General features: G+C 68.0%; 24 protein-coding genes. 13 read left to right on the top strand and 11 right to left on the bottom strand.

What is annotated here, in order from left to right; genetic code table 11:
- Positions 1-7: 7 nt before the first annotated feature.
- Complete coding sequence (locus ACFSXZ_RS08735) at positions 8-1,078, bottom strand: LLM class flavin-dependent oxidoreductase (RefSeq protein WP_378263178.1); 1,071 nt, start codon at positions 1,076-1,078, stop codon at positions 8-10.
- A 482-nt stretch (positions 1,079-1,560) separates the two neighbouring features.
- Entirely contained in the window at positions 1,561-2,538 is a 978-nt protein-coding gene (locus ACFSXZ_RS08730) for a Clp protease N-terminal domain-containing protein (RefSeq protein ID WP_378263176.1), read from the bottom strand.
- 68 nt (positions 2,539-2,606) lie between these two features.
- Here ACFSXZ_RS08730 and ACFSXZ_RS08725 point away from each other — a divergent pair, with 68 nt between their 5' ends.
- Positions 2,607-2,966 carry an excisionase gene (locus ACFSXZ_RS08725; RefSeq protein ID WP_378263174.1) on the top strand — a complete coding sequence of 120 codons (360 nt, stop codon included), beginning with the start codon at positions 2,607-2,609 and terminating at the stop codon, positions 2,964-2,966.
- A 7-nt stretch (positions 2,967-2,973) separates the two neighbouring features.
- Here ACFSXZ_RS08725 and ACFSXZ_RS08720 read toward each other — a convergent pair whose 3' ends face one another.
- The 7 genes from ACFSXZ_RS08720 to ACFSXZ_RS08690 all read right to left on the bottom strand — a co-directional run bounded on the left by ACFSXZ_RS08720 (position 2,974) and on the right by ACFSXZ_RS08690 (position 10,167).
- Entirely contained in the window at positions 2,974-4,185 is a 1,212-nt protein-coding gene (locus ACFSXZ_RS08720; protein ID WP_378263172.1) for a cytochrome P450, read from the bottom strand.
- Positions 4,186-4,319: 134 nt separating this feature from the next.
- A complete protein-coding gene (locus ACFSXZ_RS08715; RefSeq protein WP_378263170.1) occupies positions 4,320-5,600 on the bottom strand; it encodes an NAD(P)/FAD-dependent oxidoreductase in 1,281 nt (426 codons plus the stop codon).
- Positions 5,597-5,920, bottom strand: coding sequence for a 2Fe-2S iron-sulfur cluster-binding protein (locus tag ACFSXZ_RS08710; RefSeq protein ID WP_378263168.1), 324 nt, complete (start codon positions 5,918-5,920; stop codon positions 5,597-5,599). The genes ACFSXZ_RS08715 and ACFSXZ_RS08710 overlap by 4 nt, the downstream gene beginning before the upstream one ends.
- Before the next feature lie 33 nt (positions 5,921-5,953).
- On the bottom strand, positions 5,954-7,150 hold the full coding sequence (locus ACFSXZ_RS08705; RefSeq protein ID WP_378263166.1) for a hypothetical protein: 1,197 nt from the start codon (positions 7,148-7,150) through the stop codon (positions 5,954-5,956).
- Positions 7,151-7,205: 55 nt separating this feature from the next.
- Complete coding sequence (locus ACFSXZ_RS08700; protein WP_378263165.1) at positions 7,206-8,177, bottom strand: D-2-hydroxyacid dehydrogenase; 972 nt, start codon at positions 8,175-8,177, stop codon at positions 7,206-7,208.
- A gap of 15 nt (positions 8,178-8,192) precedes the next feature.
- A complete protein-coding gene (locus tag ACFSXZ_RS08695) occupies positions 8,193-9,059 on the bottom strand; it encodes an amidohydrolase family protein (protein ID WP_378263164.1) in 867 nt (288 codons plus the stop codon).
- Positions 9,060-9,063: 4 nt separating this feature from the next.
- The gene (locus ACFSXZ_RS08690) at positions 9,064-10,167 is read right to left on the bottom strand and encodes an isocitrate/isopropylmalate dehydrogenase family protein (protein WP_378263163.1); all 1,104 of its coding nucleotides are present in this window, start codon (positions 10,165-10,167) and stop codon (positions 9,064-9,066) included.
- Positions 10,168-10,498: 331 nt separating this feature from the next.
- Here ACFSXZ_RS08690 and ACFSXZ_RS08685 point away from each other — a divergent pair, with 331 nt between their 5' ends.
- The 11 genes from ACFSXZ_RS08685 (at position 10,499) to ACFSXZ_RS08635 (ending at position 22,107) form a co-directional block, all read left to right on the top strand.
- Positions 10,499-11,263, top strand: a complete 765-nt coding sequence (locus tag ACFSXZ_RS08685; protein ID WP_378263161.1) for an IclR family transcriptional regulator — start codon at positions 10,499-10,501, stop codon at positions 11,261-11,263.
- A gap of 70 nt (positions 11,264-11,333) precedes the next feature.
- A complete protein-coding gene (locus ACFSXZ_RS08680; protein ID WP_378263159.1) occupies positions 11,334-12,059 on the top strand; it encodes an IclR family transcriptional regulator in 726 nt (241 codons plus the stop codon).
- 275 nt (positions 12,060-12,334) lie between these two features.
- Entirely contained in the window at positions 12,335-13,855 is a 1,521-nt protein-coding gene (locus ACFSXZ_RS08675) for an APC family permease (RefSeq protein WP_378263157.1), read from the top strand.
- 114 nt (positions 13,856-13,969) lie between these two features.
- On the top strand, positions 13,970-14,737 hold the full coding sequence (locus ACFSXZ_RS08670) for an IclR family transcriptional regulator (protein WP_378263155.1): 768 nt from the start codon (positions 13,970-13,972) through the stop codon (positions 14,735-14,737).
- A gap of 227 nt (positions 14,738-14,964) precedes the next feature.
- Positions 14,965-16,416 (top strand): aminobutyraldehyde dehydrogenase, encoded by a 1,452-nt coding sequence (locus ACFSXZ_RS08665; RefSeq protein WP_378263153.1) that lies wholly within the window; start codon positions 14,965-14,967, stop codon positions 16,414-16,416.
- 1 nt (position 16,417) lies between these two features.
- Positions 16,418-16,759, top strand: coding sequence for a hypothetical protein (locus ACFSXZ_RS08660; RefSeq protein WP_378263151.1), 342 nt, complete (start codon positions 16,418-16,420; stop codon positions 16,757-16,759).
- A gap of 163 nt (positions 16,760-16,922) precedes the next feature.
- Entirely contained in the window at positions 16,923-18,638 is a 1,716-nt protein-coding gene (locus ACFSXZ_RS08655; RefSeq protein WP_378263149.1) for a phytoene desaturase family protein, read from the top strand.
- Positions 18,638-20,401 carry a dihydroxy-acid dehydratase gene (locus tag ACFSXZ_RS08650; protein ID WP_378263147.1) on the top strand — a complete coding sequence of 588 codons (1,764 nt, stop codon included), beginning with the start codon at positions 18,638-18,640 and terminating at the stop codon, positions 20,399-20,401. Before ACFSXZ_RS08655 ends, ACFSXZ_RS08650 begins: the two co-directional genes overlap by 1 nt.
- Positions 20,402-20,450: 49 nt before the next feature.
- The gene (locus ACFSXZ_RS08645) at positions 20,451-21,410 is read left to right on the top strand and encodes a hypothetical protein (RefSeq protein WP_378263145.1); all 960 of its coding nucleotides are present in this window, start codon (positions 20,451-20,453) and stop codon (positions 21,408-21,410) included.
- Between the two features lie 193 nt (positions 21,411-21,603).
- Positions 21,604-21,798 carry a hypothetical protein gene (locus ACFSXZ_RS08640; RefSeq protein ID WP_378263143.1) on the top strand — a complete coding sequence of 65 codons (195 nt, stop codon included), beginning with the start codon at positions 21,604-21,606 and terminating at the stop codon, positions 21,796-21,798.
- 105 nt (positions 21,799-21,903) lie between these two features.
- On the top strand, positions 21,904-22,107 hold the full coding sequence (locus ACFSXZ_RS08635) for a cold-shock protein (RefSeq protein ID WP_378263141.1): 204 nt from the start codon (positions 21,904-21,906) through the stop codon (positions 22,105-22,107).
- 38 nt (positions 22,108-22,145) lie between these two features.
- Here the strand turns inward: ACFSXZ_RS08635 and ACFSXZ_RS08630 are convergent, their stop codons facing one another.
- Positions 22,146-22,523, bottom strand: coding sequence for a hypothetical protein (locus ACFSXZ_RS08630; RefSeq protein ID WP_378263139.1), 378 nt, complete (start codon positions 22,521-22,523; stop codon positions 22,146-22,148).
- Positions 22,524-22,644: 121 nt separating this feature from the next.
- Between ACFSXZ_RS08630 and ACFSXZ_RS08625 the strand changes: the two genes are divergently transcribed.
- Positions 22,645-23,124 (top strand): glutathione peroxidase, encoded by a 480-nt coding sequence (locus ACFSXZ_RS08625; protein WP_378263137.1) that lies wholly within the window; start codon positions 22,645-22,647, stop codon positions 23,122-23,124.
- 118 nt (positions 23,125-23,242) lie between these two features.
- Here ACFSXZ_RS08625 and ACFSXZ_RS08620 read toward each other — a convergent pair whose 3' ends face one another.
- Complete coding sequence (locus ACFSXZ_RS08620; protein ID WP_378263135.1) at positions 23,243-24,175, bottom strand: NADase-type glycan-binding domain-containing protein; 933 nt, start codon at positions 24,173-24,175, stop codon at positions 23,243-23,245.
- Between the last annotated feature and the right edge of the window lie 2 nt (positions 24,176-24,177).

Below are 24,177 nucleotides of genomic sequence, written 5' to 3'. Positions count from 1 at the left end.
CCACGGTTCAGTCGACCGGCAGGCCGAGCCGGCGGGCCGCCCGGTCCGCGGCAGCACGAGCGGCCGGGGCGACGTGCTCGATGATCGTCCGCGCGGTCGTCACGGCGGCGTCGAAGGCGAGGTCGCCGAAGATGATCTTCAACTCCAGGTAGTTCACGCCGGACGCCTCGACCTGCGCCACGATCTCGTCCCGCACCGAGTCCGCGGTGCCGATGATGCCGTTCCCCTTGGCCAGCACGCTTTCCGCGCTGAACACGCCGTCGATGCGGTGGTCGTCGTGCTCGTGCCAAAGGCGCAGAAGGCGCTCCTCGTGCAGGGCGTTCGCGCGGCCGAACACGTCCTCCGCTTCGGCTTGACTGCTCGCCACGACCACCGGGCCCGAGATGCCGAAGCGCGGCCACGCGGGGACGGGGTTGAGCCGGTCCGTGTCGCCCCGGTGCTTCTCCCACGCGGTCCAGAACGTGGTCCCGACCTCGGCGACCGCGCCGTTCTCCCAGCGAGTCACGAAGTTGACACCGTTTCCGGCGGCCCATGCGGCAGTGGCCGCGCTGCCGGACGCGTACCACAGCTGCGGATAAGGCCTCTGGACCGGGAGCACGGACAGCGCCGCGTCGTAGTCGCGCAGCAGCTCGCCCTGGTGCGTCATGCGGCCGGTGCGCAGCGCGTTCGTGACCGCGCCGAGGGTCTCCTGATAGAGGTCACGCGCCTGGTCGGCCCGCACGCCGAGGATGCCCAGTTCAAATGGGCTGATCCCGGAACCGACGCCGAAGTCCAGCCGGCCGTGGGTGAGCTGGTCCAGCGTCGCGATCTCCTCCGCGAGCCGGAACGGTTCGTAGGCGGGCAGCACGGTGACCAGCGTGCCCAGCCGCATCGTGGAGGTGAGCCTGCTCAGCGCCGCGATGAACAGGTTGGGCGACGGGCACACCGACAACGGCGTGCCGTGGTGCTCGGTCACGTGGTAGCGGGCGAAGCCCAGCCGCTCGGCCTCCCGGGCGAACCGCAGCCGGTCGTCGAGCAGCTCCCCAGCCCCGCCGCGCGCGAGGTCGAACGAGTCGAAAATCCCGAATTCCAAAGCCATGCGACGACCTTTCCCTTCTCGCTACGCTTCATCGGCCGGATCTACCGAACCACTCTGCGGGAAACGCCTGGCGATCGAAAACTTCTTTCCGCGGCACGGAAGTACCGTTCCGGTCAGGCTCTCGGGAAACCAGGCAGGGCGGGAAGGCTGGGTGCGCCCATGAGCCCCTTTTATCGAACAATTGAACGCAACCGTCCAGGTAAAGACCACAACCACCGGAAAGTGTGAAAATCGTCCGAGCACCCACGCCAGGAGTGAAACGGCTGAGCGACCCTGGCTTCACGAAACCGAAACCTGGCGGCCTGCCGCCGGCGACTTCTGTCCATTAAGGACGATCACGGTGACAGACGAAGTCGTGTGCGACAGGTCCACCCGAACCTGCATCGACAAGCCAGGGCGGAGGGCACGAATGCCCCACCGCCCACGGCCGGAGATGCACTGTGCGAGCTGACGATTGCGCCAAGATCAGAACACGGCGCCGATCAGCCGGCTCGGCGGCGGAGCCGGGGCGCGAGCACCGTGCGCACGACCTTGTCCACTTTGTTCGCGCTGGATCCGCCCTCTTCTTCGGGCTCCGGCTCCAGCATGCGCTGGATCTGCAGCAGCAACTGGTTGGTCGACCGCCAGAGCGGGACGAACAGGCCGGCGACCGGGCCGGCGCCCTGGACCGGGCCGTCGGAGAGTTCGGCGACCTTCTTGGCGAGCGTGGTCGTCGCCGGGTCGCGGAGGATCAGGTGCACCTCGTCGTCGACCAGCCGGATCTCCATCTTGCGCGCGGCGGCCTCCTCCGGGTTCGCGTCCGTGGTCGTCTCCGGGTCGAGTTCGTCGATCTTGGCGGCGACCGCCTCCGGGTGGACGCCGAGTTCGCGCAGGACCCTGGCCGCCATGCTGTTCTCCGCCCGCAGCATGGCTTCGAGCAGGTGATGACTACCGACCGGGGCGCCACCGGCCAGCGCGCTGGCGGCGGCCACGGTGTCCTCGGTGGCAGGCGTGCCGGTCGGCCACGGGCCCGCCGCGACCTCCGGGGCTCTCTCCAGCGAGGCCAGCACCGCGGCGCGGATCTTGCTGACCGGATTGATCCGAGCGGCAAGGACCTGCGCGCCGACGCCCTCACCCTCCCTGACCAGGGCGAGCAGGATGTGCTCCGTGCCGATGTAGTTGTGGTGCAGTTCCAGCGCTTCGCGCAGGGCCAGTTCCAGCGTCTTCTTCGCGCGCGGAGCGAACGGGATATGGCCGCTGAGCTCCTCCGTGCCGGGCTTGGCGACCGCGGCGACATCGGCGTGGGCCGTCTTCTTGTCGTACCCGAGCTGGTTCAGAACCTTCGCCGCCACGCTGTCCGACGCCTCGAGCAACCCCAACAGGATGTGCTCCGTGCCGATGTAGTCGTGTTTGAACAGTCTCGCCTGCTCCTGGGCCGCGACGACCACCTGGCGGGCCTTCACTGTGAATCTTTCGAACATGGTTCCATGGTCGCAACCCTGTCAATACACTGTTATTGACAGGGTGACCGTGCCGAAGGGAGGGTGCGATGGAGACACCGTCGGACTGGGAGGACCGGCTCGCGCGCTGGCGGAACGAGCTGGAGCTGTTCGAGCAACTGGACGAGACGCCCTGGGTCACGCTGGCCAAGGCGGAGGCCGAGACCGGCGTGTCCCGCTCGGCGCTGCGGTCCTGGTATCGCAACGGTGAGATCCAGTCCCGGCTGGTGGACGGCCCGAACGGACCGCAGCGCCTGGTCCAGCTGGACGCGGTGCTCGCACGCGCCGCCGCGTCACCGCGCATCCAGCGCAGGGCGGAACGGGAGGTCAGCCTGGAGGCCCAGGTCGCCCTGCTCCGGCACCGGGTCGACCAGCTCGAACTGCGACTGGCGGCGCTGGAACGAAAGTGAGCGCGGCTCAGCGCACGCGGACCGGCATCGACGTGATCATCGGCCGCATCGGGGACTCGCCCCACACGAGTTCGCTCTTCGAGAATTCCAGCTCCGGAAGTTCGTCGAGCAGAACGCGGAAGACCACGTTGCCTTCGAGCCGGGCGAGATTGACGCCCAGGCAGTAGTGCGTGCCCGTGGAGAAGGACAGATGCGGGTTCGGGGTGCGCCCCACGTCGAAGACGTCCGGGTCTTCGAACACCTTGGGATCGCGGTTGGCCGCGCCCACCCACACCGCTAGCTCGTCCCCCTCGGGGATCACCTTGCCGCCGACCTCGATGTCGTCGATCGCCACCCGCTGTGCCAGCGTGCGCGACGGCGTGACCCAGCGCAGGCACTCCTCGACGGCCGGTTTGATCAGGTCGCGGTCCGCGTGGAGGCGGGCGAGCTGGCCGGGGTGCTCGAGGAGGGCCATGAGGCCGTTCGTCAGCAGGATGCGCGTGGTCTGGGTGCCGGCCTGGAGCAGGTGCGCGACGATGCTGAGGATCTCCGGGTCGGAAATCTCCGCGCCGTCCGCCTGCGCCTGCAGCATGACCGAAAGCAGGTCGTCGCCGGGATCACGGCGGCGACTGTCCATCATGGACTGAATCTTGTCGATCACCAGTTGCGCCGAGTCGTCGGCGAGCTGGGCGGCGCCTTCGGGCGCGCCCGCCGGCCGGTAGGCGAGGATGAGGTTGGCGAGCGCGTCGCTCATGGCATCGCGAAATTCCAGCGGCACGTCGAAAATGGTGCACAGCAAGGACAACGGCAGCGGGCGCGCGATGTCGTTCGCCATGTCGAACTCACCGGTTTCGCGGGCGCGACGGACCACCTCCCGGACGGTGTCCTCGATCATCCCGGTGAAGGCCCGGACCCGGCGAGGGGAAAAGACACCCTGCACGATGCGCCGCAACCGGCCGTGATCGGGTTCCTCTTTCCGGCTGAGGAAGTGGCGGTTGAGCTCGTCCTCCGGCGATCCCGGGTGAGCCAGGGGCGGTGCCGTGCGGATGGTCTTGTCGCCCTTGAGAACGGTCAACGCGTCGGCGTATTCGGCGACGATCCAGAAGCCGAACCGGGTCTTGTGCACCGGCTCCTCGGTGAGCAGGCGGTGGTAGAGGCTGGTCGGGTCGGCGTCACCGGTCGCGTGATAGAACTCGGCCACCTCGTCGGCGAGCGGCTTGACGTCTGACTGGAGTGGCATGTCCTCGTGGGTCCTCTCTGGGATCTGTCGATGCGGAGTTTCCGGCGCCGCTACTGTGCCGATCCTTACCAATCCGACCACAGCCACGGCGGAAATGGGGCCCTGTAAGCGGTTTGGCTCCGGGCCGTCTCCGCCTACTTTTGGTCGGATTGGTAAGACCTGCGGCGCAGCGAGCGGGCGAGTTGCCTGAGGTCGGCCGTCCCGGGCTCGCTGCGGAGTTTTCGGACGACCTCCTCGTCCCGGCCGTGGGCGACCACCGTGCGCAGCGAGACGTGGTCGCCGGAACTGTTGACGGATTCACCGCAGACGAGCCGGTCTCCGTCGAAGCGCAGCACGGAAAACTTGCCCGAGGCCGGGTCGCCGTGGACGACCTCCCGGTCGGCCGCGCCACCGACCCCGGCCATCTGCAGCTTCAGCCCGCCCTGGTCGCTCCAGAACCACGGCAGGTCGGTGTAGGGGGTGCGGGTGCCGGAAAGTCGCTTGGCCAGGTTGCGCGCCTGATCGGTGGCGTTTTGGACCGATTCGAGGCGCACCCGGCGCCCGCCGGGGAAGTACGGGAACGAGCAGCAGTCACCGATCGCGGAGATCGCCGGGTCGGAAGTCTCCAAGAACTCGTTGACGACAATGCCGTTGTCGACATCGAGGCCGGCCTTCTCCGCCAGTTCCGTCCGCGGCGCGATACCGACGCCGAGCACGACCAGATCGGCCGGAATGCTTTGTCCCGTAGCGAGAGTCACGCCTCGGACCCGGCCGTCGTGAGTGTCGATGGTCGTGACACCGGCGCCGAGATGCACGGTGATGCCCATCGCTCGATGGGCATCGACCGCGTAGGCCGACACCGTCGGCCCGACGGCGCGTGCCATCACGCGGTCCCGGAGCTCGACGACATCCACCGCCAGGCCGTGCTTGCGCGCGGCACAGGCGACCTCGAGGCCGATGAACCCGCCACCGACGACGACCACCCGCCGCGCGCCGCGCAAGGCGGCGGCGAGCCCGTCGGCATCCTCGATGCTCCGCAGTTCCAGCACTCCCCCGATGCCCGGCGCGAACATGGGCGGCCGGATCGGCGTGGCACCGGTCGCCAGCACCAGGGCGTCGTAGCGAAGCGTCCGGTCGGTGGTCGTGACCACCGACCGGGCCGCGCGATCGATCGTCACGACGCCCTCACCCGCGAGGTAGTCGATGCGCTCTCTCTCGTAGAACACCGCGCCACGGAAGGGCAACTCGTCGGCGGGCAGGTCGCCGTTCAGGTACGCCTTCGACAGCGGCGGCCGCTGGTACGGCAGCCGCCCTTGCTCGTCGACCAGCGTGATACTGCCCTCGTATCCCTCGGTGCGCAGCTGCGACGCGACGGTGAAACCGGCGTGACCGGCCCCGACGACCACCACCGCCGCGTGCGGTCCCTCCGTGGTCACCGCTGTCGCTCCGGCAGGTCGACGACGATCTCCTCGATGTCCTCACTCGCCACCAGCTGGCAGGAGAGCCGGCTTCGGCCGGTGCGCTCGGTGGCGGTGATCTCGAGCATGTCGTCCTCGTCCTCGCTCATCGGCGGCAGCAGGCCGGTGAACGCCTCGTCCACGTAGACATGGCAGGTGGCGCACTGGCGCTGGCCTCCGCAGTCGGCGACGATCCCGTCGAGACCGGCCCTGACCGCCGCTTGCATCAGGCTGACACCCGGCTCGACGACCAGCGTCACGTCGTCGGCCTTCGGAGAGCGAAAAGTCGCTTTGGTCATGGGGTTTCGTCCTTCGTTCCGGTGACAGGCGCGTCAGGAGACGACGTTGAGCAGATGGGTCAGCTCCTCGGTGTTCACCGTCGAGCGGTTCCGCTCGCCCAGCGCGCGCACCAAGCCCACCAGCACCGTCAGGGCACTCGGGTCCGGCACCGGGAGTCCGGCGTCGGTCAGCGCACGGGTCACCTCGTTGGGGCCGGAGTACTTGCCGAGCATGAACCGTCGCGCGTTCCCGACATCGGCGGGATTGAACGGCACCACGCGGGCTGAGCCGTAGAAGTTGTCCTTGCGGGCCTCGGCATCGCCGGAGCCGGTCGCGACGCGGTAGTTGAAGGCGCGGGGGCCGACGATCGGTTTGTTGGCGGCGATCGCCAGCCCCGTCATTTCGGTGTGGGTGCGGGCGAGATCCGTGAGCTCCGTGAGCACGATGCCGGTGTCGACGCCGTAGAGTTTCTCCAGCGAGACGGCGACTTCGTCGAGCGAGGCGATACCGCAGCGCTCGGGGTCCATTCCGTTGACGACGCATTCGACGTAGTCCGCGCCCGCCTCGACGCAGGCGGCGGTGTTGGCCAGCCCCATGCCGGTGTCGTTGTGGCAGTGCGCCTCGATCGGGACGTCGCTGACGGAGCGGATGTGGCCGACGATCTCGCGCATCGCCTCGGGACTGGCCACGCCGAGGGAATCAGGGCAGTAGATCCGGTCGGCGCCCGCCTCGCTGACCTTTCCGGCGAATTCCTGGATGAAGTCGGGCGTGGTCTGGGTGAATCCGTAGAGCCCGATCGAGATCGGGACGCCGGCGTCCTTCGACTGCTTCACGATGTCGATGGAGGTGTCGATCATCCGGCTCTGGGTCCAGCCCGACTCTTCCAGCGCCATCGCCGAACCGCGGCCGTTGAAGCAGACGAACGCGGCCCCGGCCTTGGCGGCCTTCTCGATGGTGCGCGTCGCTTCCTCGGGGAAGAATGTCTTGCCGTAATAGCCGACGCCGAGCGGGATACCGGCGTCGGCCGTGCGGCGCACCAGTTCCGCCGCGTCTTCGTCCGAGCCCCACACGATGGCCTCGGCGACCCCGGCCAGCGCGAGGCGCTTGAAGTAGTAGACCTTCTCCGGCAAGGAGAACTCGACTTCCATGTGACCGATCTGGCGCAACGTGATCTCGCGGAGCTTGACCGCGATCGGCTTGCCGTCGCGTGTCATCGGCTTGTTGTAGGGGCTGAGCGGTTCGGGGGTCATCGAGAACTCCACCTTCCTTTGTGGACAAATCCTTGGTACAAGGCGAACCGGCGCTTCAGAACCAGGCGGCTTTGTCGACGACATTGAAGAGGTCGCGGCCGGAAAGAAAGCGTTCCGCGTTCTCGCGCAGCACGGTGAACCGGCGTTCCTCCTTGTGCGGCCCGACCGCCGCGACGTGAGGCGTCACGATCGCGCGTGGTTCGGACCACAATGGATGGTCCGCCGGAAGGGGTTCCTCGGGCACGACATCGATCGCGGCGGCCCGGATCACGCCGTCGCGCAGGGCCGTGGCGAGCGCGTCGATGTCGACGACGGCACCACGGCCGATGTTCACCAGCAGTGCCGACGGCTTCATCAAGCCGAGACGACGCTCGTCGATGAGTTTGTAGGTCTCGGGTGTATGCGGCACGGTGAGCAGGACGGCGTCGGCCTCGGTGAGGTAGGCGTCCAGGTCTTCCGGACGGCCCATCTCGTCGACGGGGTCCGGCTTCTCTTCGCGCCGCGCGTCGGTGCCGACAATGCGGCAGCCAAGCGGCCGGAGCAGCCTGGCGATGTACTCCCCCAGCGCGCCGAGACCGACGATCAGGACGGTCGCTTCCGGGAGATGGAGGATCGTCTCCTCGCGTTTGTCCGGCGCCCACGAGCGGTCGATCTGCTTGCGCAGGTAATAGGGCAGGTTCCGGGCCAGCGAGAGCAGCAACGCCACCGCGTGCGTGGACACGTGGTCGGTGTAGGTGTCCCGCATGTTCGTCACGACCACGGGGTGCGCGGTCAGCTCAGGGAAGTAGTAGCCCGCCGGTGGCGCCGCCATCGGCGCCTGCAGCCATTCGAGACCGGTAGCGGCCTCGATCAGGCGGGGCGTCAGGGTGCCGTATGCGGCTCGCACGCCGTTTTTCAGGACCGCGCTGGCCTCGTCCTCGTCGGCGGCCACGATCACGTTGACGCCGGGGACCTCCTTGGCCAGGCGGGGTGCCCAGAGTCGCGCCACCTCGTCCTGGGGCGGAAGCATAAGCAAGTCAGCACTCATCGGTCGGTCCTCACCTCATCGGTCGGTGTTCGGTCGTCCGGGTGACAGCCAGTTCGCCAGGCTGCGCCCCATGAAGGCGGTGATCTCGTCGTCGCTGAGCACACCGAGGTCGGCGGCGAAGGTCACGATCGAGCGGTACGGATGGGGCACGCGGGTCAGATCGCTGGCCCAGAGGACACGGTCTTTTCCGAGCGTGTCGAAGAGAAAGCGCAGGCGTGGCGCCAGGCTCGCGAACGGGTAGCCGTCGCTGACATATCCCGGCAACGCGGTGGCCTTGACCACCACATTGGGCACGTCGGCGAAGATTTCGAGATCGCGGACGGGCGCCTCGATCTCGTCGTCCCGCATGGTCAGCGTCAGGCCCAGCGTGTCGACCGCGAGCCGCAGTCCGGGGTTCCGCCGCGCGATCCGGCGGAGTTCCGGGTTCCTGCCCGGGGCATAGACCATCGCGGCCAGCCCGTGCGCGGCGAGCTCGGGCCACAGCCAGTCCGTGGTGCCGTCGGTCAACCACGCCTGCATCTCGGGCCGGTGAAACGTAAGCCGCACACCGAAAATCGCGGGGTGTTCGGCGAACGCCTCGAGCATCGGTTCGCCCGAAGCCCGGTCGACCGGGACGCGGGCCATCACGACGAAACGGCCGGGATGCCGTTCCGCCGCTTCGATCACCACGTCGTTGTCATCGCCCGCCCAGGACGGCTGGACCAAGACCGCGCGACCGACACCGGCGTCGTCCATCATCGCCAGGAGTTCCTTGCCTCCCAGGGCCGGGAACCGGTGCGCCCGGCTGAACCACTCCGGCCGCCAGGGCCGTTCGGGCGTCGCGTCGGCCCAGATGTGGGCCTGCCCGTCGAAGACGTCATCGGGCTCCAGGTCGAAGGACATGGGCTCAGCCGACCTGGTGCGGGACATGTGCCGGGAGCCGGTCCAGGACCGCCTCGGTGAACGACGTCGTGGTGGCGTCGCCGCCGAGATCGGGCGTCCGTTCGTGCCCGAGCGCGTCGATCAATGCCGCGTCGATCGTGGCCGACGCCGTGGCGAAGGCCGTCTCGCCGGTGCGGCCCGCCAGCCACCGCAGCAGCATCGCGACCGAGGAAACCAGGCTGCACGGGTTGGCACGGTCACTACCGGCGATATCCGGCGCGGAGCCGTGCGCGGCTTGCGCCATCGCGTAGGCCTCCCCGGCGTTGAGTGATCCCGCCATCCCGAGACTCCCGGCCAGTTGGACGGTGAGATCGGACAGGATGTCGCCGAAGAGGTTCTCGGTGACCACCACGTCGAAGGACGCCGGATCGCGGACCAGGAGAGCCGCCATGGCATCCACATGCTCGTCTCGGACCACCACCGCCGGGAACGACGGCGCCAGGCGGCGTGCCGCCTCGAGGTACATCCCGGTCGTCTCGGGGAGCACGTTCGCCTTGTGCACGACGGTCAGTTCGCCGCGTCTCGCGGAGGCCAGTTCGAACGCGTGACGCACCACGCGCTCGACGCCCCGCCGGGTGAAGACCCCCACGGTCAACGCCACGTCCTCGGTGGGCCGGAACTCGCCGTAGCCCCGGAACATGTTGCGATCGGAGTAGAAGCCCTCCGTGTTCTCCCTGACCACGACCAAGTCCATTTCGGACGCGACGGCCGGGATGCCCGGAACGGTCTTCGCCGGCCGGATGTTGGCGAACAGGTCGAAGTGCTTGCGGATCTCGCCGCTGGGGTTCTGCCGCCGGCCATCCCGGTGGCGCGGGTACGTCGCGTGATCGACTGGGCCCAGCACGAGCGCGTCACAGCTCTCCAACCGCGCGAGCGACTCGTCGGGCAAGGCTTGTCCGGTCCGCTGGAGCGCGAGAACGCCCGCGTCGACGTCCACCCACTCGACGAGGGAACCCGCGCCCAACGACCCCAGCGCCGCGCGCGCGATCGCGACGGCACTGCGGACGATTTCCGGTCCGATGCCGTCGCCCTCGGCGACAGCGACGCGAAGACGTTCGCGGGAATTCATGCTTCTCCTTTCACGGGTGGGCTCGGTGATCGCGGCGGGCACATCAGGTGAGGCCGAAGACACCGGGCAGCCGCCATCTCGCGCACGATCGCGCCGGCCACGGATCGCGTACTGCAAACCACGTAGGTCATCTCGCATAGCGGAAAAGCTTCTGTGTTCAGCAGAATAGCCTGGTGGGAGACGGCGAAGCAAGAGCCGACAAGGGCTCACGAACCGCTCGGATGTGCCGTGGCAGGGAGGCAAGTCCGGGTGCCCACACCGCGCGTTCCGCATCACAGAAAGAGTGTTATGCTCCGCACAACAAGCCCGCCACCCACAGATGCACGGACGCATGCCCGAGACCAGCAAGCCGAACTACCCCATCGAGTCGGTGGACCGCGCGCTCCGCCTGCTCTCGATCCTGTGCACCCGGTCCTCGGTCTCGCTGTCCGAAGTGGCCGAAGAGTTGTCGATCACCCGCTCCTCGGCCCACCGCCTCGCCGCGATGTTCCTCTGGCACGGCTATGCCCGCCAGGACACCCGCACGAAGGACTACCTCGTCGGGCCGCGCCTGCTCGAACTGGGCCTTGGCGCGCTTCGCCATATCGAGATGGCGGGTCACGCTCGTCCGCTGCTGCGAGAAATCGCCGAACGTTTCGACGAGACGGTGCATCTTGTCGCGCTCAACCGCACCGCGGTGGCCTATATCGACGGCATCGAGAGCAGCAAGGCACTTCGCGCCGGGCTCAGGATCGGAATGTCACGGCCGGCGCACGCGACCGCGGCCGGAAAGGTGTTACTGGCCCAACTCCCCGCCGCCGAACTCGACGCGTTGTATCCGGACCCGGAACTGCCGTCGAGCACACCGAACACCATTGTCCGGCGCACGGATCTCGACCGGGAGCTCGCGCATATCCGGGCGCGCGGTTATGCGCTGAACAATCAGGAAAGCGAACCCGGACTGTCGGCCGTCGCGGTGGCGTTGCCCGACCCGACGGACTTCATCCGGACCGCGGTTTCGGTCGCGATTCCCAGTATGCGCGCGGATGATGCCTTCGTCTCGGAGCTCGGCCACCTGTTGATCGAGCGGGCGAGCGGCCTCGCCGAGCCGCACTGAGCAAAGGGGGCCCGTCGTCGAAACGCATGAGGGAACATCCCCGGCCGAGAACGCGGGCAGCCGCGGCAGTGTGCAATCCATCGGCAGGGCCTTCGCTCTGCTCGAAACGATGGCCGAAAACGCCATTCCGATCGGCATCTCGCAACTGTCCACATTGTCCGGAATACCGTTGCCCACCGTCCATCGCCTGGTCCGCACGCTGACGGAACTCGGCTATCTGAGGCAGGAACGGTCACGACGCTATGTGCTCAGCCCCCGGCTGATCCGGCTCGGTGACAGTTCCGAGCGCACGCTGACGTTGTTCGCCCGCCCGCGCCTGACCGGCCTGGTCGACGAACTCGGCGAAACCGCCAACCTCGCCATGCTCGACGGCGATCAGATCGTCTACCTCACCCAGGTCCCGTCCCGGTACTCGGTCCGCATGTTCACCGAAATCGGCAGACGGATGGACCCCCACTGCACGGCGGCCGGAAAAGCCATCATGGCCGGTTTGCCACCGGGCTCGGCCCTGGGAATTCTGAAGCGGACCGGCATGCCCAGCCACACCGCGACCACCATTACCGACCGCGATCGCTTCATGGCACAACTGGCCGAAGTGGCCCGGCAAGGGTACGCGGTCGACGAGGGTGAACAGGAAAACGGTGTGCGTTGCGTCGCCGTGGCGGTGCACGACACTCCGGTACGGCTGGCGATCTCCCTGTCCGGCCCCGCGACCCGGATGACCGACGAACTCCTCCGCCGAGCCGTGCCCTTACTCACGGACACCGCACGGGCACTGTCGGCCGACTTGGCCTGACACCGCCGTCTCGCACCGGCCGCCTCACCCCGGCGCCCGCGACTGGGCCCCGCATTGACTTTTCGGAGCGGTGACCGTCCGATTAAGACGCTGTTGCCGACCTGATGGCCCGTCCTGGCAGTTGCCGGGCAAGCCTTGACAGCCATTCGGCCCGGTGTCATCGTTTGTACTCAGTGATCGCTTATTTCACTCAGTGAAAACCCCTGAGCGGGTCGGCAGGGATCCGCCGAAGGCACGTCTCCCCTCGTCCACATTGGTCATCCCGGAGGAAGTAGATGGAATCAATCGATCCCCGCTCACGCGTACCCGTGGACAGCGGCCTGAACTCGGCGACCGTCTCCGACGAGGCCTATCTCGAAGCGCTCGGTTACCGGGGCGAACTGAGCCGCGTGCTCGGCAGGTTCTCCAGCTTCGCGCTCCAGTACTCCACCATCGGCTTCAGCGGCGCGCTGCTGGTCGGCTTCACCATCGGGCTCAGCCAGGTCGGGCCGGCTTCGGTCTGGGTGTGGTTCGTCGCTTCCGGACTCCAGGTCGTCGTGGCCATGTGCGTCGCCGAACTCTGTTCGGCCTACCCGCTGGCCGGTGGCGCCTACCAGATCGTTTCGCGGTTGCGCGGCAGGAGCCTTGGCTGGCAGGTCGGCTGGTGGGTGCAGATCGCCCATGTGGCGTCGGTTTCTTCGGCGACCATCGGGATCACGCCGTTCATCATGGCGTGGTTCGGAGTGGACAATCTGAGTCACTGGGAACTGGTCGGTATCAGCGCGATCCTCATCATCGCCTCCACCGTCGCCAACCTGCTCGGTGTGCGCATCGTCGCCTGGCTCAACAACCTCAGCGTGGTCGCCGAACTGAGTGCCGCCGCGGTCATCGTGATCGGGCTCGCGGCCGCCTTCCTGTTCAACAGCAAGGCTCACGTGAACAGCGTGCACTACCTGTTCACCACCGACGGGACGGTCAAGGGCTCGGTGATCATGCCCCTGCTGTTCGCCTGCCTGCTTTCGGTCTACATCGTGTCCGCGTTCGACGTCAGCGGAACGGCAGGCGAGGAGACCAAGGACGCCGCCAGGACCGTGCCGCGCACCGCGGTGGCCGCCAACGCGACCACCTGGATCATCGGCACCCTGGTGCTGCTGTTCCTGGTGCTGGGCATCGGCAATCTGGGCGACGTGCTGGGCGCCGGCAACCCGGTGGGCGACATCCTGAAGTCCAACGCGGGACAGACCGTGGCCACCTTGTTCACCGTGCTGGCCGTGTTCGCGCTGTGGGTCAACGCGGTCATCCTGCAACTGGCCGGCGCCCGGGTGATGTGGGCGCAGGCCCGTGACGGCCGGTTCCCGGCAGCCCGGCTGTTCGCCCGCCTGAACCGGGAGAAGATCCCGTACGCCGGCGTCATCCTCGGCGGCGTGATCGCCATCGCGGTGACGCTGTACAGCTCCTTGTTCGCGGTGCTGATCGCGATGCTGGCGATCACCTGGGCCGGTGCCTTCACGGTCCTGCTGGTGGTCGGTTACCGGGCCCATTCCCGTGACCAGCTGCCGGGCCGGCCGTACCGGCTGAAGCACTGGCGGATCCTGTACCCGGTCGCGATCGTCTGGTCACTGTTGTTCTGCGTGGTGCTGATCTACCAGGACCCCCTGCACGTCGGCCTCGGCACGCTCGGCGCGGTCGTGATCGGCCTGGTCCTCTACTACGTGTTCGTCCCGAAGAAGGACGCGCCGGTCGGCCTTGCCGCGCAGGAGCCGGAACGCGGTAGCGCGGCGGGCTCCGCCCGCGACACGCTCGACCCGATCAGCTGAATGACACGGCCGAACTTCCCCGTCCGGCCAGGCGGCGGCTCATCTTCCAGCCGCCGCCTGGCCGGCTCGTCGTATCGGAGCCGGGCACTGATCCCTGCTGATAGCGTGTCAGCCATGGCGCAGACCGGGCCGTCGAAGAAGAGCCTCGAAGGAGTCGAACGGACCGTTCGCATCCTGCACGTGCTGCGCGACCGGTCCGAGGCCACGCTCACCGAAGTGGCCAGGGACGCCGAGCTCAGCGAGGCCACGGTACTGCGGTATCTGAGCAGCCTGAGCAGTTTCGGCTACGTCGAACGGATTCCCGGCAACCGCTACCGGCTGGGCTGGGAGGTGTTCCGGCTCGGGCAGCACGCGGCGCCCGGCGCGGTGCCGAGGGCCGAGGCGCTGCCGATCATGGAGGAACTGCTCGACCGGTTCAACGAGACGGTGAACCTCGCCTACCGCAAGGACGACGAGGTCGTCATCGTCGAGGTCCTGCACGGCCACCGCGCGATCAAGAGGCTGACCGCGGTCGGCCAGGTCGATCCCTGGCACGCTTCGGCGGTCGGCAAGGCGCTGCTGTCGACCATGCCACCGGCGGATCAGGTCGCCGTGCTCAAGCGGGCGGGCCTGCCGCGGTTCACCCCCCACACGCTGGTCGACATCGCCGCCGTCCAAGCCGACATCGCCGCCACCATGAAACACGGCTACACGATCGACCGCGAAGAGGCGGAGGAGGACCTGACCTGCCTCGCGGCGCCGGTACCGGCTTCGGCCGGGCCGTCGCAGTTCGCGCTGAGCGTCAGCTTCCTCAGCCACCGGCTGAAGGCACGCAATCTCGACGAAGTCGCACAAGCCATCGTCAGTGCCGCCGACGAACTCGGTAAGCGCCTCGCCATCTGATCGCCGGTAGAGCTTTTTCCGGCTGACTTCTACCGTCCGGATCGCCGCTGTCACCGGTGGTATCCGGTGCGGCAAGCGTATTCCGGGCAGTGTCGTGCACGTCATCGTCCAGCGGATTTTCCCGCCACGGGGGCCATTGACGGCCCCTGCCGACTCAACTACTGTCAATTTCATTGAATGATGTTGTACTTCACTGAATGAAATTCCGGCCCGAAGGGATTCGCATCGTGACGACAGCGCAGCCGACTCGCGCCTCACTGTTCATCGGCGGGCAGTGGCGCGCCCCGAGCACCGGGCAGTCCGACGAAATCGTGGCTCCGGCCACCGGTGCGGTCATCGCGGAGGTCGCCCGCGCCACCGTCGCCGATGTCGATTCCGCTGTGGACGCCGCGTCGGCCGCGTTTCGCGGCTGGTCCCACACCACGCCGGGAGAACGAGCCACCGCGCTGTTGAGGCTGGCCGACCGCCTCGACGGGGTGCGGGAAGAGTTCGCCCAACTCGAATCGGCCAACGTCGGCAAGCCGATCGGCCTGGCCCGTGAGGAGATGGAGATGATCGTCGATCATCTGCGTTTCTTCGCCGGGGCGGCGCGGGTGCTGGAGGGCAGGGCGGCCGGCGAGTATCTGGCCGGGCGCACCAGCATCATCCGCCGCGATCCGCTCGGCGTCGTCGGCTCGGTGGCGCCCTGGAACTACCCGCTGCTGATGGCGATCTGGAAGATCTGCCCGCCGCTGATGACCGGCAACACCTTGGTGCTCAAGCCCTCCGAGCACACTCCGCTGACCGCGCTGCGCTTCGCCGAACTGGCCGCCGACATCTTCCCGCCCGGTGTCTTCAACGTCGTCACCGGCGACGGCGAGACGGTCGGTGCGCGACTGGTCGGTCATCCCGATGTCCGGATGTCCTCGTTGACCGGCGACGTGAGCACCGGCCGGGCACTGCTGCGGGCCTCGGCCGACAGCAACCTCAAGCGACTGCACCTCGAACTGGGTGGCAAGGCACCGGTGCTGGTACTGCCCGACGCGAACATCGACCTGACCGTGGCCAAGCTGATGGACGGTTCGTTCTGCAACTCCGGGCAGGACTGCATGGCGGCGTCCCGCCTCTACGTGCACGAGCGGATCTACGACGACTTCCGCGCCGCGTTCAGCGCCGCGACCGCCGGCCTCGTGCTCGGCGACCCGGCCGACGAGTCGACGACCATGGGTCCGGTCATCACCGGTGCGCACCGCGACCGGGTCAACGGCTTCCTGGACCGGGCCGCCGGGACCGGCCACGTCGATCTCGTCAGCGCGCAGCCGGTGCCGGACAAGGGTTTCTTCGTCGCGCCGACGCTGGTGTTCGACGCGGAGCAACGCGACGAGATCGTGCAGCGCGAGGTGTTCGGACCGGTCGTGTCCATCACCCGCTATGGCGACTCGGACGACGTGGTGGCCATGGCCAACGACGTCGACTACGGCCTGGCCGCCTCGATCTTCACCGCCGACGTGGCCCGGGCACTGCGGATCTCCAAGGACATCCAGTTCGGCACGGTGTGGATCAACGACCACCTGCCGGTGGTGCCCGAAATGCCGCACGGTGGCTACAAGCAGTCCGGCAACGGCAATGACATGTCGATCTACTCGCTCGAGGAATACACCGAGCTCAAGCACGTGATGATCAACATCGAGGAGTCCTGAGGTGAGCGAGGTCATCGCGATCAACATGTTCACGCTGCGGCCGGACGTGCCATTGGCCGATTTCGCCCGGTTCTCCGAGCAGCAGGACCGTCCTGTTTGTCTGTCCAAAGAGGTCGTCACCAGCTTCGACGCCTACGTGGTGGAAGACGACGCCGGGGCACGGCCGCGCATCGTCGAAGTGATGGGACTGACCTCCTGGCCGGAATGGACGGAGGCACTGGCCGTCGACGCCGATCTGGCTCCCGTCGTGCGGCGTTTCGGTGAACTGGTCGACACGGACACGGTCACCACGCTGCTCGTCCGTCCGCTCACCGCGACGCCACCGGAAGGCGAGCCGGCATGACACCCCTTGTGACAACCCGCGGCTGGCAAGATGACCAGAAAGCGCGCCCTTTCTTGCCGCTATCGGGGCGGCAGGGCGCCCCTCCGCCTGACATGGCGTGTGTCGGTAAGGAGCGCCCTGTCGACACGATCGCGGGGGCGCGCAAGGTCGCGGAGGAATCAGCATGAGTACCTACGACGCGATCGTCATCGGCGCCGGGCACAACGGCCTGGTCGCCGCGAACTACCTGGCCAGAGCGGGCCGGCGGACACTGGTCCTGGAAGCCCGCGACGTCGTCGGCGGCGCCTGCGTGACCGAGGAACTGATCCCGGACTCGCGCTGGTCGTCCTGTGCGTTCATCGCCGGACTGCTGCGGCCGGAGATCATCGCCGAACTGGAGCTCAAGCGGTTCGGGCTGGAGCTCTATCAGGGAGACGCACTCTCGTTCAGCCTCTTCGAGGACGGCTCGCACCTGTTCCTGTGGAAGGAGGTCGACCGGACGCTGCGGGAGCTGGAGAAGTTCGACAAATCCGATGCCCAGCGTTTCGTCGACTTCGGCCTCCGGCTCCAGCGGTTCGCCGGCCTGGTCACGCCCTGGTTGATGAAGTCACCGCCGTCCCGTTCGAAACTGCTGGCCGCCTTCGAGGAGGCCGGTGAACAGAAACTGTTCGACGAATTCACCCTGCTGTCCGTGCGCGACCTGCTCGACCGGTACTTCGAGGACGAGCGGATCAAGAGCTTCCTGACCTTCTTCGGCATGGTGTCGATCTGGGGCGGTCCGTCCACTCCGGGCACCGCCTATGTGTGGGGCCACCATTCCTGGGGTGAATTCGAAGGCCAGTTCGGCCAGTTCGGTTTCGCCAGGGGCGGTATGGGTGCCATCACCACCGCGCTGGCCAGGGCCGCGGAACACCACGGCGCCGAGATCCGGCTGAATTCGCCGATCCGGCGGGTCATCGTGGAACGTGGCAAGGCGATCGGTGTCGAACTCGCCGATGGCGAACGTGTTCTCGCCGAGCAGGTGTTGTCGAACGCCGATCCGAAACGCTCGCTACTGGACCTGCTCGCGGCCCGGGACCTGGAGCCCGATTTCCGGCGCGAGGTCGAACTGATCGACACCAAGGGTTCGATGGCCCGCATCCATCTGCTGATCGACGAACTGCCGCAGTATCTGCCGTTCGACAGTCCCGCGGCCGGTCCGCAACACCATGGCCACCAATTGCTCGGCGCTTCCCGCGAGGCCTTCGAACAAGCCTGGGAGGCACAGCGCCGGGGCGTCTTCCCGGAGAAGTTCGTCATCGAGGCGGTCATCCAGTCCGTCACCGACGACAGCCTGGCGCCACCCGGCCTGCACACGATGACACTGGGCGTCCAGCAGCTGCCGTTCGAACTCGCCGGCACCACCTGGGACGCCGAGCGTGAGCGCTGGGCCGATCTGGTGCTCGAGGACCTGTTCCGTTACGCCCCCAACCTGCGCGAGCACATCGTGGAGCGGGTGGTCATCACACCGCGGGATCTCGATCGCGAGTACCACATCACCGGCGGCAACATCTTCCACGGCGGAATGCTGCTGGACCAGTTGTTCGGCGCCCGCCCGCTGGACACGCTGGCGAACTACCGCACTCCCGTCAACGGTTATTACCTGTGCGGCTCGGGAACCCATCCGGGCGGCGGGGTGATGGGCGCGAACGGGCACAACGCGGCGATGGTCGCGCTGGCCGACGTCGGCATCGGCGAGGATCCGGCCGACACCGTCACACCGGGCGCGCCGCCGGGCAGCTGGCGGGGCCGCGCGATCGGGAGGATCATGGCCAGCAAGCCCGGCCGCGCGTTCGGCTACCAGGTGGCCCGGCAGCCGCTGCTGCGCAAGGTGACCAACTTCGTCGCCCGGAGCCGTTGATGACCGGCCCCGAAACCTCCGGCAGCCGGCCGCTGCGCAGCAGTCGCTGGTTCGCCGGCCACGACGTGCCGGGCTTCGCCCACCGTACGGCGTTGCGAGCGCTCGGCTTGTCTCGGCAGGCGTTCGACGGCAGGCCGATCATCGGCATCTGCAACTCCTGGTCGGAGGCGGTCAGCTGCAACATGCACTTCCGGTCGCTGGCGGACTCGGTGCGCAGGGGCGTGCTCCAGGCCGGTGGCCTGCCGATCGAATTCCCCACCATGTCGCTCGGCGAGCAGCTGATGAAGCCGACCGCGATGCTGTTCCGCAACCTGATGTCGATGGACGTCGAAGAGTCCATCCGCGCCTACCCGTTCGACGCCGTCGTGCTGCTCGGTGGCTGCGACAAGACGGTGCCCGCCCAGCTGATGGGCGCGGCCAGCGCGGACGTCCCGGCGATCATGGTCACCGGTGGCCCCGCGACGCCCGCGGTCTTCCGCGGCAGGCAGATCGGTGTCGGTACCGACCTGTGGAAGTACACCGACGACGTGCGCGCGGGCCGAATGTCCCTTGAGGACTATGACGAGCTGGAGGCGGCCGCCGGACCGTCCGTCGGCCACTGCCCGGAAATGGGGACCGCGTCCACACTGGCCGCGATCGTCGAAGGACTCGGCATGACACTGCCGGGCGCGGCCGCGGCACCGGCGGTCGACGCCCGCCGCTATCAGACCGCCGAAGCCTGCGGGGCTCGCGCGGTGGAGCTGGCCTGGCAGGGCATCCGGCCGTCGGACATCCTGACCGCCGAGGCGTTCGACAACGCGATCACCCTGATGCTGGCGGCCGGTGGCTCGTCCAACGCCGTCATCCATCTGCTGGCCATCGCCGGCCGGGCCGGGGTGGACCTGCGGCTGGACCGCTTCCACGAGCTGGCCGCCCGCACTCCGCTGGTGGTCAACGTCCGGCCCGCCGGCGAGCATCTGGTCGAGCAGCTGTTCCATGCCGGCGGGATCCCTTCGGTGCTGAAGGAGCTGGCGCCGCTGCTGCATCTGGACGCGCTGACCATCAACGGCAAGACGGTCGGCGAAAATCTGCCGGCCAGGCCGGCGCCGGACCGCGGCGTGGTCGCTTCGCTGGACGCGCCGTTCCAGCCGGCCGGCGGCCTTGCCGTGGTACGCGGCAATCTGGCGCCCGACGGCGCGGTCATCAAGTGCAGCGCGGCCAGCGAGGAACTGCTGCGGCACCGGGGCCGGGCGGTGGTGTTCGCCGACATGGCCGACCTGGCGGCCCGGATCGACGATCCGGACCTGGACGTCGACGCCGATTCGGTGCTGGTGCTGACCAACGCCGGGCCGAAAGGCGCGCCGGGGATGCCGGAATGGGGCCAGTTGCCGATCCCGCAAAAGCTGTTGCGGGCCGGTGTGACCGACATGGTCCGCATCTCCGATGCCCGGATGAGCGGCACCGCGTTCGGCACCGTGGTGCTGCACGTCTCGCCCGAAGCGGCCGCGGGCGGACCACTGTCCCTGGTCCGCGACGGCGACTGGATCCAGCTGGACGCCCGGGCAGGCCGTCTCCACCTCGAAGTGGACGAGGCCGGGCTGGCCGCGCGACGGGCGGCCAAACCCGTTGCGGCGTCCCGGTTCCGGCGCGGTTACCAGTCGCTCTACGTCGACCATGTATTGCAGGCCGACGAAGGGTGCGACTTCGACTTCCTGCGCGGCCGTTCGGCTGATCCCGGTTCCGAGCCGGACGGAATGCTCACCGGCTGGATCGGCGGCTGGTGAACGCGCGTTTTTGTTTCATTGGAGTGAAATACGTGGAGGAATGCTGATCATGACGTCACCCGACCTCGCGCCGGCGGCCCCGGCCACCCGGGGCGCCGCCATCCTGGCCGCCCAGGGCCTGCCGTCCAGCGACGACTACACCCTGGCCAGTTCGCGGCTCGGCTTCTCCGACGGCGGCCAGTACCGCATCGAGATCTCCGGGGTCGAGCGCCTCTCGACCCTGGAGGCGCTGCTCGACGAGTCGGCGAAGCAGGACGTGTTCATCCACCGGATCGTCTGCTTCGGCGGCGGCTCCACTCTGCTGGACAAGGGAGAGCTGACCGCGTTCGCGCAACTGGCCGCCGAGAACGCGATCGAGGTGATCGCCTGCCCCGGCCCGAGGACCGGCTGGGACACGGGCCGTCAGGCACTCACGACCGAGGGTTCCTCGGCCGGCCGCCGCGTGCGCGGCATGGACAACCTGCGTTTTCTGCTGGACGACTACCTGCGCATGTTCTCCTGCGGCCTGCGCGGCGTCCTGGTCTGGGACGAGGGCGTGCTCGACGTGCTGAACAAGGCCCGCGCCGCGGGCGACATCCCGGCCGACGCGGTGTTCAAGGTCTCGGTCTACACCGGCCACGCCAACCCGGCCGCGATCAAGGTCGTGCAGGACCTCGGGGCTGACAGCCTGAATCCGGTCGGTGACCTGAGCCGCCCGATGCTCGGCGCGATCCGCTCCGTCGTCACCATCCCCCTGGACATCTGGGCCATGACGTTCGAGTCCTTCGGCGGGATGAACCGGCTGTGGGAAGCCGGCGACATCGCCCGGGTGGCCGCGCCCTGCTATTTCAAGGTCGAGCCGGGCGAGTCCGAAGCGATCATGTACAACGCCTGGATCGACGAGGCCTACCACGACAATCTGATCCGCCACAAGGTTCGGCACGCGGCAATCCTGGCCGAACTGGCCGCCGTCACCAACGGTGACGTGACCGCTTCGCCGAAGCCGTCGCTGATCGCGCAGACAGCCTGACACGGCTGCCGGAGCCCGAAGCGGCGGCCGGGCCGGGCGCACCCCCTCCCACCAGGGCGGCGGCCGCTGTCGGCGGGGGCGGGGGTGGTGCATGACGGCCCGACCTGTCACGATGGGTGCGCCCGGACGAATCGCGACGGCGATTTCCCGTCATGGCAGCCACGCGAACGTGGCGAAACAGGGAAGGCGCCTCATGACCTTGGCACGACACTCTTCTCCCCCGCCCTCGGCACGGTTCACCGAGGCCAGGGCGGCCGAAGAGCTGCACACGACGATCCAGAACGCCCGCGCCGCGCGGACCGTCGCCGATCACGCGACCGATGCGAAGGACTGCTGGCGACTGTTGGAGATGCTCGGTTTGGACCCCGCGTCCAGCAAGCGCGGCTGAGCCCGTTTCAGTGGGCCGAGGAGCGCCTGCGATGCTGTAGCTTCGAATCCGGTAGCCGGCAGGCCCCACCGTGGGGCCAGGACGGCGCCGCAGGGAGACACAAGCATGGCGCAAGGCAGTGTGAAATGGTTCAACGGCGAAAAGGGCTTCGGGTTCATCGCGCAGGATGACGGCGGTCCCGACGTCTTCGTGCACTACTCGGAGATCCAGGGCAGCGGCTTCAAGTCTCTCGATGAGGGCCAGCGTGTCGAGTTCCAGGTCGGACAGGGCCAGAAGGGACCGCAGGCCCAGGGCGTGCGCGTCATCTGACGGTTGAACACGAACGGCCGGCCACCGCGCGATCGGACTCAGCGCGGTGGCCGGTCGTTTTCGTTGTGGCTGGCCGCTTTTTTCGGTTTCCTTCTGCTGCACGCGGCTTGGGCGTTCGCGGCGCTCATCAGCGCCGAGAAATCCGACGGGGAGGCGGCATCGAGCGTGGCTTTCGCCGATGAGGCCTTGTCACGCGCGACGGTGTAGTGATTGAGGAAGGTCTTCTTCGCCGACTCGGCCGTGGCGTCGGGCGAGGCGGGAAGCGCGTTCAGGCCGTTGACCGCCTTACCGGCCATTGCCGCGTAATCACCCAGCAGCTTGCTGAGGGAACGCTGGCTCTCCGCGCCCGTGAGCCCGGATTGGGGCAGCGAAACCGCGTTGTCGTCCTTCAGCAGACCGAAGACCGCACCGCACAACGAGTGCCCTTGGTCCTCGCGTCACCTACTTCATGCCCCGGTTCGGCGCCGACGTGACGCGCGACACCGCGAGGGGTCGCGATTGTGGCGCGGCCGACCGCCACAATGCACAGTGGAGATCGTGACAGTGCACAAGTTCTCCGTCGCCACGGCCGACGGCGCGACCCGCTCGCTCAGCGACTACGCGGGCAAGGTCCTCCTCATCGTCAACGTCGCCAGTAAGTGTGGCCTCACCCCCCAGTACGAAGGCCTCGAGTCGCTGTACCGCGCGGGCAAGGACCGCGGCCTCGAGATCCTCGGATTCCCCTGCAACCAGTTCGGCGGCCAGGAACCCGGCACGAACGCCGAGATCCAGGAGTTCTGTTCGACCACCTTCGACGTCACCTTCCCGGTCCTGGCCAAGGTCGACGTCAACGGACCGGACGCGGACCCGCTGTACAGCTACCTGCGCGCCGAGGCACCGGGCGATACCGACAGCGACGACGTGAAGTGGAACTTCACGAAGTTCCTCATCGGCCGGGACGGTAAGGTGCTCCGCCGTTTCGAGCCCACCGTGACGCCCGAGGAAATCCAGCCCGAGGTCGACGCGCTGCTCGACTGAACTCACCCGGCGCCGGGGCGAGACCGGACAGGCCTTGACGCACTCTCGGGGCGAACATCGTGTTCCCTCTTCATGGTGTGTTCCCCTGTCCGTGTCTTCGTCCTCGCCGGCCGGGCGGTCACGAACGTTGGAAGAACTCGATCTCACCCACCGCGATGTGCTTGCCCTGGCTCAGGCCGGTGGCCGACCGCAGGACGACGCGAATCCTCACCACGTCGCTGATGCCCAGGTCGATGGTTTGCGGTCCCGGTTGGTCGGCCAGTTCGACCGGCCGTGTCTCCGAGTTTCCGTCCGCGGCGGTGACGATCACGTCCAGGCCCGCCGGCCTGGCCTCCTGGGTGAACTGTTCCCGGTCGGACGAGGGGCCGGCGTGCACCACCAGCGACAGGAGCCGGAACGGATGGTCGAAGGTGAACTCGATCCACTCGCCCGGCCTGGGCGCGCCCCAGTACCGGTTGCTCAACCCGTCCGTGGCGGCGGCCGCGGGATGGCCGGGCACCTCGGCACTGGCCACCACCCGCACCGGCCCGATGGGCGCGGGGGTCTTCGTCTTGTCCAGCAGGTCTTCGAAAAGTCCTTTGCCGAGGGGGAACAGCAGGATCCCGGCCAGGATGAGCGCCACCAGCGTGATCAGGATGACCAGCCGCCGCACCAAAAATCCCGAACCGCCGATCCGGAACCACCTCGGCACCCTGATCCGCCGCCACCAGGGCTTCCGCGCGACGACCACGGTGGTTTCGGTGAGCGGTGCGGCGCAGCGCCGGCAGAATCGCCGTCCTGGCGGGTTCGGCGTGCCGCACACCGGGCAGGGCGGGCCGTCCTCGGTCACCACCTCGACCGGGATGTCCGGTGCGGGCCGAGGGCGAGCCGGTTTGGCCGGTTGCACGGCGGCGGGCTGATCGGTCCCTGCCGGGGTGTCCTGCGGGTGAACGTCCTGCGCGGTCACGGACGTGTCACCGGCCGTCGTACCCCAGCCGAGATAGGTCCCGCAGTTGCCGCAGAAGTCATCGGTGTCGGCGACCGACGCGCCACATGCCGGGCAAGACCGCATCG

The organism is Amycolatopsis pigmentata (genome assembly GCF_042684065.1).
GTDB classification, from domain to species: Bacteria; Actinomycetota; Actinomycetes; order Mycobacteriales; family Pseudonocardiaceae; genus Amycolatopsis_E; species Amycolatopsis_E pigmentata.
The sequence above is the reverse complement of the archived record's forward strand: the minus strand, read 5'-3'. Positions and strand labels throughout refer to the sequence as shown.